General features: G+C 58.1%; 10 protein-coding genes. 1 reads left to right on the forward strand and 9 read right to left on the reverse strand.

From position 1 onward, the window contains the following. Positions 1-147: 147 nt before the first annotated feature. Positions 148-543 carry a HigA family addiction module antitoxin gene (locus BWR02_RS15335; protein ID WP_407941083.1) on the reverse strand — a complete coding sequence of 132 codons (396 nt, stop codon included), beginning with the start codon at positions 541-543 and terminating at the stop codon, positions 148-150. Further along, complete coding sequence (locus tag BWR02_RS15340) at positions 453-812, reverse strand: type II toxin-antitoxin system RelE/ParE family toxin (protein WP_521615335.1); 360 nt, start codon at positions 810-812, stop codon at positions 453-455. Before BWR02_RS15340 ends, BWR02_RS15335 begins: the two co-directional genes overlap by 91 nt. On the opposite strand from BWR02_RS15340, the gene BWR02_RS20940 reads away from it, so the two are divergent. Then, positions 749-907 (forward strand): hypothetical protein, encoded by a 159-nt coding sequence (locus tag BWR02_RS20940; protein ID WP_162560176.1) that lies wholly within the window; start codon positions 749-751, stop codon positions 905-907. The two genes, BWR02_RS15340 and BWR02_RS20940, sit on opposite strands and share 64 nt — an antisense overlap. 363 nt (positions 908-1,270) lie before the next feature. Here BWR02_RS20940 and BWR02_RS15345 read toward each other — a convergent pair whose 3' ends face one another. From BWR02_RS15345 to BWR02_RS21705, 7 genes are all read right to left on the reverse strand, one after another. After that, complete coding sequence (locus BWR02_RS15345; RefSeq protein WP_139558800.1) at positions 1,271-2,449, reverse strand: cation:proton antiporter; 1,179 nt, start codon at positions 2,447-2,449, stop codon at positions 1,271-1,273. A 1,605-nt stretch (positions 2,450-4,054) separates the two neighbouring features. Continuing rightward, complete coding sequence (locus BWR02_RS21545) at positions 4,055-5,665, reverse strand: choice-of-anchor Q domain-containing protein (RefSeq protein ID WP_328591528.1); 1,611 nt, start codon at positions 5,663-5,665, stop codon at positions 4,055-4,057. A gap of 282 nt (positions 5,666-5,947) precedes the next feature. Next, positions 5,948-6,880: a transposase gene (locus BWR02_RS15360; RefSeq protein WP_139558803.1), complete on the reverse strand. Its 933-nt coding sequence runs from the start codon at positions 6,878-6,880 to the stop codon at positions 5,948-5,950. 393 nt (positions 6,881-7,273) lie between these two features. Then, positions 7,274-7,762 carry a hypothetical protein gene (locus tag BWR02_RS15365; protein WP_139558804.1) on the reverse strand — a complete coding sequence of 163 codons (489 nt, stop codon included), beginning with the start codon at positions 7,760-7,762 and terminating at the stop codon, positions 7,274-7,276. A 9-nt stretch (positions 7,763-7,771) separates the two neighbouring features. Further along, positions 7,772-8,416: a hypothetical protein gene (locus tag BWR02_RS15370; protein WP_139558805.1), complete on the reverse strand. Its 645-nt coding sequence runs from the start codon at positions 8,414-8,416 to the stop codon at positions 7,772-7,774. 31 nt (positions 8,417-8,447) lie between these two features. Next, positions 8,448-10,370 carry a hypothetical protein gene (locus tag BWR02_RS15375; protein WP_201276291.1) on the reverse strand — a complete coding sequence of 641 codons (1,923 nt, stop codon included), beginning with the start codon at positions 10,368-10,370 and terminating at the stop codon, positions 8,448-8,450. Positions 10,371-10,496: 126 nt separating this feature from the next. Further along, entirely contained in the window at positions 10,497-11,726 is a 1,230-nt protein-coding gene (locus BWR02_RS21705; RefSeq protein WP_139558806.1) for a peptidoglycan-binding domain-containing protein, read from the reverse strand. Positions 11,727-12,346: the final 620 nt, after the last annotated feature.

The raw sequence follows: 12,346 nt of genomic DNA on the forward strand, positions 1-12,346 counted from the left end.
TCCGGCCCCGGTGCTCAGTGCGGGGCGACAGCGCTCTGTGGTTCGCCTTTCCGGTCCGGGCCCGATTCCTGATCGTTCTCGCGCGTGGGCAGGCGCTACGGAAGCCGCGTCCTCAGCCACACTGGGTGGCAGCGACCGTTGAATTTCTTATCCGGTTATCCGTTGTGCGGCCACCCTCCGCACCGACGGCGGTGTCTGCCGGGCCTGCCAAAGGTCATAGGCCAACTGCATCCGCAGCCATGCCTCAGCGGAAGGACCTCCCAGCCACGCTTCAAGGCGGAGCGCCATGTCGGGACTAATCCCGGCCCGTCCGTTCATCACGCGCGACAGGGCGACACGCGAGACCCCAAGCCCGTCCGCGGCGTCGGTGACTGTCAGGTTCAGGTCGGGCAGAACATCCTCCTTCAGGATACTGCCCGGATGCGGTGGGTTGTGCATAGCCATGTGGTGCCTCAGTGATAGTCCTGATAGTCGACGAGGATCGCATCCTCGCCCTCGAACGCAAATGTCAGCCGCCAGTTCCCCGATACGCTGACGGCGCAATGCCCGGCCAAGTCGCCTTGAAGCCGGTGCAGTCTCCACCCCGGGATGCGCATGTCGTCCGGCGATCTTGCGGCATCCAAGGCCAGCAACTGCCGGGAGAGACGGGCCGCGTGATCGGCCTGAATCCCGGCTGTCGACCCGGACACAAAGAACCGCTGGATGCCCTTGTGGCGACACAGGACACAATTATGCGCGACTGCCCACCTTGGAACTCTCGATGCGCTGGGACGCACGAGACAACGTCTGCCTGGAAGCCGGCTGGAACACACTGATTAAGGGCACGTTCGCCCGGATTGCCCCGGATGCGCCGACCAACCGTGACAACGTGAACTACTTCTACGTCCAGAAGATGGTGCGGTTTTGAGAGGCCGTGCGAGCCGTTCCAAGGCTTCGGATCGCGTTCGCATGCCGTGGTTGGGTGAAAGGGGCATGGATCGAATAAGCGGCTGCCTTCACTGGTCCGGGTAAGGGGAGTCGAGCCTTCGGCCACTGCCTCCCGAATACCGGGGTCAATAGGACGAAAACGCGAGGATGGGGTTTACGCGAGGAAAGGCCGAGGAAAGGGTGACCCTGGGATCACGAACCAACGCTGGGCTCATGACCACAGACGCACAGGAGCCCAAAAGCCACGCTAAAGCGGATCGACGGTAGGCGATTACTCACCCGCTCCCGGTCCGCGCCCTATGGACAGACCCCGCGCAGACTTGACCGAACATGGCGTGATCGCCTATCCGCCGATTAAGCGAACCTGCCGTCTCGCCCTTCCGGCAAGGATGGGAAACAACAAGACGGAAATCATGCCGGCGCAGACCAAGACTGCCGCCCGGTCTGGTGCCATGAGGCCCGACGACACGCCGATCTCAGTGATGATTACGATGAGTGGCAGGCCGGTGGCGGAGTAGAGCGCGAAGGGTAGCCTGTCGGCGTCCGCGAGTTCTCCCTTGTAGAGCAGCACCGGCGCGCCCCGGACCAGGACCAGTAGGCCCAATAGCGAGAGCAACTGCACCGGGACCAGTGGGCTTGCCCACAAGGCACTGACATCGAATCGCATCCCGGCGACTATAAAGAAGGTCGGAATCAGAAATCCGAAACCAATCGCGTCCAGCTTCTGGCGAAGCAGCGCGCCCCTCTCGCCTCTGCTGGCCAGTCCCACCACCATCCCCGCGGCAAAGGCACCGAAGACGACATTGAGACCGAACTGGGCGGCGAGTACGACCAGCAAGGCCTGGAGAACGATGCAGATTCGCACCGGCAACTGGCCGCTGCTCTGCATGGTATGCGCCAGCGTGTCGATCAACTTGGAAGTCCGAACCCGGATGGCCATGTAAGCCGCGAGGAATGCAACGGCGACGAACGCCACGATAAAAAGGGTGTGGATGATGGTGCCGTGGGTGGGAATCAGCACCATTGAGATGACGACCAAGGGCCCGAACTCACCCATGGCGGCGGCTGGAAGAATCAACTTGCCAAAGTCGGAATCCATTACGCCCTCGTCCCGCAGAATAGGCGCCAGTATCCCAAGCGCTGTGGTCGACAAGGCAACAGCCGCAAGAATCGGGGGTGCTTGGATCAGGCCAATCGAATGAACAATAAACATGCTCACTAGCGCCACCGCGAACGAAAGGACCCAGCCGGCTATGGCGCGTGCCATGGGTCTACCCTGGATTTCTCCGAGATCGATTTCCAATCCCACCATGAACAGCAGGAATGTCAGGCCCAGTTCCCCCAACATCCCAACCAGCCCATCAGGGGATGCCAGATTGAGAATATGAGGGCCAATAATAATGCCCAACACGAGTTCGACGACCACTACTGGTACGCGAAATCGAGACGGCAGTTCAGCCATCAATGGTGCTAGCGCAGCCACGAGAGCAATAAAAAATAGTTCAGAACGAAAATTTTCCATAACCGTCTCCAGAGTTGGCAATCTATTCCTTGCGGCAGCTCCAGCGAGCTTCACGCCAGCAGGTGCCTATCGCATTCATCGCAGGTCATTACCTGTTCCGTTCTCCTTCTGGTGGGTATCGTAGTTCAGGCACCTGCTGCGTTGCGTCCGTCGGAATAAGACCAAGCCCCACAAACCGGAAACGCCGACGAAGGCAGAAGGGACAAAGGCGGGTTTGGTGCTCAGTTCAGGGTCGTCGCGGCGATGAGCACAACGAAAACGAGGCCACTCATTAGCCAGTCGGTGCAAACCGCCAATGCAATACCCTGCCGAAGAAAACAGCCTCTTCACATCTTCAAGTCCGCAAGCTTGACCGACATCGGTTCCGCACCCGTTATTTCAGCGCTTCGGGATCGGATAAATCATGCGTACCGGTCTGCCATCTGGATCATGGCCCGACGGTTAGGGATTTCACCGTCTGCGCCTGGCGCCATCCCGTGTCCAAGTGATGGTCACAGATCATGTGGCGCGGCCTCTCGGCTGTCTACCCCTTAGGTGGCTCGCAGCATGGGCGAATGATATCAATCAGAGGCTTACGGTGGCGTGCAATCACAGACTCGGCTTTGCCGCAACTCGATTCAGGACGAAAGCGGGGTCAAGGAAAGCGAAGAATCATCGTCCGAGCGGAGAGCCATCCTGCCTCATCCTGACCCGTCATGGCACGCCTGAACGGATCGTACCATCTGAGAGAATCGCTTGGCGCGCCTCTTGGACGACGTGGATGCGGTCAGATAAGGTGAACGACAGGTGAGCAAAGTACCTTGATGTCCGCTACTGCGAACGGGTGCAGGCCGGGGTGCCGATCAGGGAAGTCGCGGAGGTGCTGCGCCACTCCGACATTCGGATCACGATGCGCTACGCGCACCTGGGAAAAATGGGGTCAGGGGAAAAATGGGGTCACCCATTAGCCAGCCGGAAACAACAGCCGAAGCTATACCCTGCCGATAAAATCAGCATTTTCAGCGTTACAACCCACACAGCCCTGACTGACATCCGCTTCGCGCCCGATATTTCAGTGCGTAGGCGTCGGATGAATCATCCGCACCGGTCACCCATCTGGATCAAGGCGCGGCGGTGACTAGCCTCACCGTCTGCCCCTGGCGCCAAGCGCCCCAGAAAAACCTTGGTTCCATGCCGTGTCCAATGGGTTTTCACAGATCACGTGGTTCTGCCCTTCGACAGGAGAGTGAGGGGGTCAGTTCTTTACTCTACAGCCACAGAAGCTTCCAGCGAGTTCTCTTCCCTGTTCACTTTGTCAACCTCCCGCTGGATCTGCGAAACGCGCGACACCGCATGCTATCCGGAGTTCTGAGCTGCACGATCACGCTCAGTCTTTGCTTGACCAGCTCCTTGCTGCACGACGCGCGGCAGTTTCCGCCAGTACTCTACTCGTGGTTTGCGGGTTCGAACCTAATACGTATCGGGCCCTATTCATCGCGCCAGTGCCCCACGAGTCGGGTGCCAGCAACCAAGGGGGAAGGAGGGGTCACCCTTTAGCCGGCTAAAGGGTGACCCCGGCGGACCGCCCGCAAGCTGCCCGCGCCATCGCCAGCCCCTGTTTCGCGATCAGGTACAGCCCAGGTTACGTCCAGTTGTTCTTACCTGCCTGACAAGCCCAGGAGCGTTGGTACCCGTCAGATAGTCGTCATCGTCGGGGGACGCCCCATCCGTGTCGATACGCGTCAAGGTGCTGGCAAGCTGCGCGCAGGCATCGGCGGTCTTCCCCTGATTAACCAGATCGCCGGCGACTCGCAACTGCTGACGAACAGCGGTAACCCGATAACCGGGCATCGTACCGGTACCGGTGCCGCGGAGGGCTTTCGCCTGAACGGACGCGGTGAGGTAGGCATCCGCCCCGGCAACGGATGGTGGTACGGCGGTAATGACTTCAAACGCGCCGATATCGCATGCGCCATCCTGTGGACGTAAGGCGCCGCGCTGGTCCGTTGGCTGGCAGTTGGCCAAGCTAGCCGCATTGATCGCTGGGCTTAGACCGAAGCGTAACCCGTGTGTGAGTGTTATGCCACCGTTGTCAAGTAGAGGTGCGAGTCTAGCATCTCCCGTCGCGGCGCCACTCGCGGCAGCGTCGCAACTGCCGTCCGAAATCAAGCTATCGGGATACGAAGTCTTCCGTGTTCCGACGCTACTACAATCCTTGACAAAATTTCCTGAAACGATTGTTCCATACAGCCTTAGCTGGTGCCGTAACCGTGAGTGGACGCCCCCGCCTCGGTTACCCACTACCGTGGAATTCCTTAAAGTAGCACCGCTGAGAATGCCAGGCCCAGTAGAGATCCCGTACAGTTGATTACCTGAAACTGTTGAGTTTATGAGCGTGGCGTGAGACGCGACGATCTCGATGCCGTACCCGCCGTTATTTGATATTTCGCTGCCACTGATGAGCACGTGCTGCGCAGGCCTACCCCCTCCTGTTGCTACTCCACTCCTGCCATTACCCGTGAGTCTGCTATCTTCTATTTCAACGTTACAATACCATCCTCCAGAAATTCCGGCTTCTGCATTGCCGCTAACTACGATAGCGGACAAATGGACATTGGTATCGTAGCCGCACTTTATCCCATCGTTTTTGTTGTTCGAAACAACACTGCGAGTCAGTTCGAGATGCCCTCCAAACCATGAATCCACCCCGCAGGCGTTATTATCAACGACGGTTGATTCAACCAGGGTTGCTTCTGCGCGATGGCCAGAAATGGCGCACGCACCTGTGTTGCCAGTTACGACGCTATTTTCTAGAGTAAGGACGCCATCTGAGCTGAAAATCCCGGACCCACCATAATACTCGAAGCTCGAGCCAGCACCATTTCGTATGGTGACTCGACTTAGCGTTAGATCCCCTTGCGGTCCGACCGCAAAAACGCGAAACGATGGAGTGGTTGCGGCAGAACTCCGTTCAACTGTCACCCCAATTCCATCACCATCCGGATCGCCTTGGATCGTGATCTTGCTCGTGATTAGTGGGTAGCCAGTTGGACCGTAAGTGAGGTCATCGTATCCTGTCTTCGTGAAGGTTGGCTTGAGGAGCCTCAATGTGTCAGCCCCGGTGCCGGCGGGGCAGCCAGCGACTGGCGCATCTGCATTAGCCGCTCGAATCGCATCAGCAAGTCCACATCCTCCCACCCCTACATTTATGGTGCTGGCCGATACGGCACCGGTCATTGTAAGCGCGATAGCCAGTGCGAGTGGCCGACGTTGCGGTAAGGTGCTCTTGAGCTTCACATGACTCTCCACATGAATAGGCGATTGTTGAGCGAGCTACGGCGTCGCACGCGTTGATGCCATGTCTCTGGCACAAGCGGTAAGGTTGATTTGAATATGTTCGACTGTGGGAGTCGACTGAACAGCGGATTACCGCCGAAGCCATAGACCTTTTATCTAACAATGCTCGTCGGGACTGGTCAATACGTGTTTCTACGTAGAGAGAATGAGGGGGTCAGTTCTTTACTCTACAGCCACAGAAGCTTCCAGCGAGTTCTCTTCCCTGTTCACTTTGTCAACTTCCCGCTGGATCTGCGAAACGCGCGACACGGAGACTCCCGCCATCGCTGCTACCTCCCGTAAGGGTAGATTGCAGCGGCGGCGGAGCAGATGCACCGCCTGTTTGAAGGCCATTCCTCTCGACCGGTCCAGGACCTGCGACTTGGGGAGTCCGTGTTCCTTGCCGATCGCCTCCAGAATTTGGTCAGCGGAAGGGCGCAGCAACTGGCGCTGAGCCCGTGGAACGTTGGCGGTGGCATGCGATGCCACCCTCGTTTGCATGCGCGTCAAGAAGTCGTCCGTGCCGAGAAAGATTTGCCCCGTCAGGTTCGCCCACGGCGCGGGCTGACTCGTTCCGCCGGCGACGAAGGCTCGGTATCGATCCCGAGCCACCGCGCGCTCCGCCCCAAAGAGCGCGAGCACGGCATCGGCCGCCACCCAGTTCGGACGGGATGCCAACCCGGCGGTGGCCCGGTAACTGCTCCAGGGCCATCGGGACGCTTCGCTCACGATTCCGGCACGCACCGGGTTGAGCACAACATAACGACAGAGTTCCAACAAGTAGGCGTCGCGGTCCACGAGGATTGCCTTGTACCGTCCCTGCAGGACATGGCCGGACCAACCGCGGCGTCGATTGAAGGCCTGGGTGTAGACCCCGTTCAAGCGGCGCATGCCGTGCGAAAGGTTTGCCTCGGGCGTTTCCAACAGCAGGTGATAGTGGTTGCCCATCAGGCAATATGCGTAGAGCACCCATTGCTGTTGCTCAACCTCCCGGCCCAGCAACTCAAGAAATCGCTGCCGATCAGGGTCATCCAGAAAGATGTCCTCGCGCCGGTCGCCTCGCGCCGTCACGTGGTACACAGCCCCGGGGAATTCCAGCCGCAGCGGTCTTGCCATGGCAAAGAAGCTAGCGGTGCAGTAGTCCAAAGTCAAGAACTGACCCCTAGCTCTCACATCCGCCTTCCGCTCCAAAATCGTGAGAATTTCTGGCAAATCGGCGAAGCCGGGCTAGGGCTCGCTGGGCTCGAACGACCAAAGTCAGGAACTGACCCCTGGGCTCGCTCTTTGATTTGGACGGCGGTGGAACAAATGAGGCAGACGGAGCTTCCTCGGCCTGTCTGGGTGGCGATTCGGGAACCGGAGTGGGGTTGAGCGGCGGAGTTACTTGTGGCGTGGACTTGCCGGCTGGGCCGCCTTCGTCGACATCCGAAACAAGTGTCGAAAGGCCTGAGAAGCCTTTGACGTTTCCATTTTGTTTGTCGTCAGCAGCCACGGCTCTTCATCTCTTCTTCAAAGCCGCAGCTTCGTATAGACGCCTTCGACCATACAGTCGTCTCCATCTTCGAAGCGAAGTTGTCCGAAACCAGAAGCCGACATTGTCAGGTGGGCTTCTTCGCCAAGCGCAAGGGAGAGACAGGTCGATGTCTTGATGTACGAATCTGTTCCGAGGACCTCGTACCAATCATCATCTTCACGACTGACCGTCACCACGTACTTACCAGGCTTCTGCTTCGACAGACCAAAAACCGCCTTCACATCGCACTTGTCCTTGCTGTCGAAGAAGATTAGCTCTCCGCCGTAGCCGGACGCCTTGAAAATGGCCTCTTCAGAGTAGGCATAGACGTAGCAGTAGCGCGTCTGGATGATGATGTCTTTGCCGTCGATCTTGTAAACGTTGCTGCCCTTGCGGGTCAGGCTCACCTCATAGTTTTCAGCCAGAACTGGCCCGGCCTGAAGGGTCATCAATGCGGCAAGCGTGGCCAGTAGGGTCTTCTTCATGACCATCGCCTATTGGGTCTGGAAGCTCGACAAGCGGCTTTTCACGAGGTCTAGCTTGGCCTTGTGGGCCAGTGGCCTGTTGAAAACACGATTCTGGATTTGGTCGGACACCTTGCTGATGGCGATGTACGCCATGCTCAAGCCAGACTCCCGCTCTGAGGCCTTCTTCTCGACGAAATCGTATGGGAAGTTCTCGCAGAACTTGTGGAAGCCGGAGAACTGCGCGACATCCCTCGTGAATCGGAAGCCGTCTGGCGTGAGGCGCGAGCGCCGTGGATGGTAGAGGTCAACGAAAAAGATGAACCATCCGCTTCCGTCGAATGTCACGGCCTCAAACACGTCAACTTTATCGATGGCCCCGAGGCGATGAAAAAGGATGCGCTGCCCCGACTGCGTTTCGAGTCTGGACAAATATGCCAGTTGACCGATCGGCCCGTTAACCGGGATCGGGTTCGTCTCAGTAAAGCCAAATGGCCCAGAGCCGTTCGGGTCCTTGTCGTAGGCAGGCGCGGATTCCAGCATCGCCTTCATCATTGGATGAACGAGCTCCAACTGGAACTTTTCGTCATCGAGGATGCGATGGATGTGTGCAAGCGCCTCACGTAACGCCTTGTCTTCTTTGTTGCCCCCGAAGAGGTTTGATAAAAATCCCATATAAGCTGCCCCCAAAGTCGAATGGATTACGTCATTGCAGCAATTCGCTCAGTCGGCGCAGCCCGGGCTTCTTGAAAGCCATGCGAATGAGCTGCTCCAGGATGTGCGTGTTTGCGACGTGAATGTAGGAAATGCCGACATTGGTTTTCTTGTCGTCCTTAGACCCGATGCAGAACGATCCATCAGCATTCCATATCTGCACCTGCCCCCACGTGCATCGCACCCTTTCATTGGCACCCAGGAATTTGTGCTTCACCAAGGTGATGCCATCGTCGTGAAGGAGTGCGTCGCCGAAATACAAGTCCCGCCCATCCTTCAGCGCTTCCAGCATCTCACCCAGCAGGCGGACGCAGACGGCTCGCCAGAGCTTGTCGATGAACTTGCTGTAGATGTCCTCTTTCTTAAGCTCAACAACTGCCTCGGAGCGTTTGTCTCCGAAGGCAATGGTGTAGGTCGTCCCCGTCGGCACGCCGTTGACGGAGTGCCGAACACCACCCCAGCGGACTCGAGTGATCGAGTCCAGAGGAAAACTCTGTCCCTTCCATGAGATTCCATCGGGTGAAATGCTCAGGGTATCCTTGAACATCACACCAATTTCAGCGCGGTAGGTGATCTCACGCGCCCATTCGTCTCTTCGTGCTACCGCCTGCTTCCGCTCATGGAAGATATCGGCAAGCGCATCCGCATCCTGCTCAACGCGCTCAGACACTTCAGGTAGCTCGGCAAACAACTCTTGAAGCAGGCCAGTCAGCCGTTGAGACTGCGTCAACATGTCATGCGTGTTGAACAGGTCGATGGCGAGGCTACGTATTTCGTAGGCCAGGTCACGGCTCGCTTCATGATCGATGCCGCGTGCTTTGGCACTCAGCTGGATAGGCTGCGCCACCTTGTCCCAATTGCGCGCCACGGCATCAAGTTTGTCCACATACGGTTTGACGGCAGCTTCACCCGAGTTCGCCGAGTCACGGGCGGCTTTGATCAGCTTGTGGACGTTCTCAGCTTCCTTCTGCAGGAAGCCCTGGGTTTCCACTTCGTAGCTGTCGACGAGGTCATCGATCAGTTCGGGCGCGTGATCCTCACCGCCCAACGTAACTCCTTCCACCGTGTCCGTCATCACCTGGACAAGCGTCGTCGGTGGCAACCTATCGAGGGCGTCCTTGATGGCGCTGCGGTAGTACCGTTTACGTTCCGCCAGTTCGGCTTCAATTTGGTCGAGTGCCCGGACCTCCGGGAAGCCGGAGACAGCGCGGTCTTCATTGATGTCGCGTAGGACATCTTCGGGATCGATCTCATCCGCGAGGTAAGCAACCTCCTGAATGAAACTGGCCAGGTCTTCCGCATCGTGCTCGCTATCCACCGCCTCGAAGGCGGCGGCCAGCAAATTTAAGTGTGCAAGCGTGGGCAGGCCAGATTCTTCCCTGACCGCCATAGCATCATGGAGCAGACCTTCAACGAGCTGGGATGCCTTTCGTGGAGAAACGCCGGGGAGCCATGCAATCTCCGCGCTCAACCTGGTGCGTGGATTCGTTAGATCAGACCGTGCCTTCTGGCAGATATCGTGGTCCAGCTCCAAAGACTTCTCTTCGGCCAATTCAACGATTTGCCTGCGGTCGTCGCGAGTGGTCACTCCGAGAATCGCGAAGGGCGTCTGATGGAGCGCGGTCGTCTTCAGTGTGCGTCGAGCACTGACGCGCGGAACAGAAGCGCTTCTCGCCGGTTGCCCGGTGGGCGGGGCTGTCGGGCGCGAAGACGCAGCTGTTGGCATGGGCGTCGCAGAAGCGCCTGATGTCGGTTGGGCACCGAGCATCGCCATGAGCTGCGGGTCCTTTAAGGCTTCTTGCGCCTGAGCCAATGCATCAGTTGGCACGGAGAGCTTTAAGTGATTGCGAAGCTCGTGGCTGTAATGTGCCAGCTGCGTTTTCGATGAGAGGTGATCTGTGAGGACGAGCGACAAGGACAGCTCACCGTTTGATCTGGGAGTTGTTCCGCATTCGGTGCAGGCTAGCAAGGCCCCGGGCTTTTCTGAGCCGCATTTAAAACAAATTGCTGTTGTCATTCTTGAAAGTCCCTGACGATCGACTCACCGATAACCCACCTTACCGAGCTCTCTTCGCAAGCAGTTGTAGTAAGTTCCGGGGCCGCTGTACTGGCGCGCACTTTCACACGCTCGCTCTATTGCCGCTGATGTTGTAGACGTAAGGCCTGACAAATCAGGAGTACCGCCTGACGAGCGAAGACTGGATATTTCCCGATTCAAACAGTTGTAGTACGCGCCGGGCCCACTGTATTGGCGCGCACTGTCACAAGCACGCTCAATGGCGGCTTGCTCAAAAGCTGAAAATCGAGAAATGTCCGGTCGCCCGCGAGATGTGTTCAGACTGGAAAGTTCTCGATTGAGGCAGTTGTAGTAAGCGCCAGGACCGCTGTACTGACGTGCACTGTCACAGGCACGCTCGATGGCTGCTTGTTCTGAGGGAGATGCTCCAGAAAGATCGGGGCGTCCGCGCGACGCGTTAAGGCTAGCAATCTCTCTATTGAGACAATTGTAATAAGCGCCGGGGCCGCTGTACTGCCGCGCGCTATCACAGGCACGCTCAATAGAGTTCCTTTCGGCACTGGTCACACGAGACAGGTCGGGACGTCCACCTGATGATTTGAGACTAGCCATCTCGCGAGCAAGGCAAGATTGATAGGCGCTGGGTCCACTATAAAGTCGTGCACTATCACAGGCTCGCTCCATGCCGGACTGTTCGGAATCAGTCACGGCTGTACGATCTGGACGCGCCGGGGGGCGCTCAGGCGGGGGTATCGCAGGCGATGGAGGCACGAACGTGGAAGTGTTCGGAGGTGCTACCTGAGGGCTTTCTCGCACAGCAGCGACACGATCATCTGAGAGGCGCTGAAGTAATGACGACGTTGGGAGTCCGTCGGGCGTAAGGCCACTATCCCGTTGAAATGCCAAAATCGCTGAACGTGTTTTAGTCCCCATGAGACCGTCAGCGCTACCTGCGTCATACCCAAGTGCATTAAGTTTCCGTTGAATAGCTTGTACAGTCGCATCCGGAGCAGGGCGCGCTGGTGCTTGTGCTGGTGCCGACAGGGAACGCGTGGATGGACTGCGAGCGAATCGGCTGCGGCCTTCTGCCTGAAGTTGGCTCCGGTAAGGCTCAACATCTCGGCGCGCGCTCTCCAGTGCACCGCTTCTATAGCGAAAACTGCCACAGCGGCTGTTGTAGTCAGCCACCATGGCGTTGAACCGATCGACATCGGAGTCGCTGTAGTTGTTGAGAGCGGCCTTCGCGCCCTCCATGCGGATGTCTTCCGCCAGGCAATACCGAATCTGAGCCGTTGATAACACCAAGTCCTGGCCAACTGGCGGCTTTGACTCTTGTGGCACGGAAGGGGCTTGCGGTTGAGCAGGCGGCGAATAGCTCGGCGCTGCACTCTGCGCGGGCGGTGAGTAAGCTGGAGCCGATGAACTGGTGGGCTTGTTGGACGGGCCGATAAGCCAAAGCAGGCCAACGACGGCAGCTATGCCCAGTATCCACTTGCCCCCAGACGAGCCAGACGACGGTTGCGGAGGCTCTTGATACGTCTGACGCTGAGGTGGCTGCTGCGGTTGCGGTGGCGCTTGAGCAGTCTGCGCGGCTGGGCGTCCGGTGGATGTCGTAGAGCCGGCGGATTCAGTCTTAGGCGCAGGGGGTGGCGGTGTCGTGTCCACGTCGGACACGAGCGATGAAAGGCCAGCGAAGCCTTTGCCTTCATTTTTCTTGTTGTTTTCTTCCTCCGCTGCCACCAGTGTCTCCCTTAGGGAACCTCTGAACAATTCCGAGTTGACGCGCAAGGACGCATCCCGCGGAGAATCAGGCGTCGAAAATGGACTTTAGTGACGCAAATTCCGCGTTTGAGAGGGCGATTTCCGCCCGGATT

Origin of the sequence: Methylotetracoccus oryzae (genome assembly GCF_006175985.1) — a bacterium.
GTDB classification, from domain to species: Bacteria; Pseudomonadota; Gammaproteobacteria; order Methylococcales; family Methylococcaceae; genus Methylotetracoccus; species Methylotetracoccus oryzae.

Excerpts from the sequence above, each read along its gene's own strand:
- BWR02_RS15345 (WP_139558800.1), bottom strand. The coding sequence starts at position 2,449 with ATGGAAAATTTTCGTTCTGAACTATTTTTTATTGCTCTCGTGGCTGCG.
- BWR02_RS21545 (WP_328591528.1), bottom strand. The coding sequence starts at position 5,665 with ATGACCGGTGCCGTATCGGCCAGCACCATAAATGTAGGGGTGGGAGGA.
- BWR02_RS15360 (WP_139558803.1), bottom strand. The coding sequence starts at position 6,880 with ATGGCAAGACCGCTGCGGCTGGAATTCCCCGGGGCTGTGTACCACGTG.
- BWR02_RS15365 (WP_139558804.1), bottom strand. The coding sequence starts at position 7,762 with ATGAAGAAGACCCTACTGGCCACGCTTGCCGCATTGATGACCCTTCAG.
- BWR02_RS15370 (WP_139558805.1), bottom strand. The coding sequence starts at position 8,416 with ATGGGATTTTTATCAAACCTCTTCGGGGGCAACAAAGAAGACAAGGCG.
- BWR02_RS21705 (WP_139558806.1), bottom strand. The coding sequence starts at position 11,726 with ATGGAGGGCGCGAAGGCCGCTCTCAACAACTACAGCGACTCCGATGTC.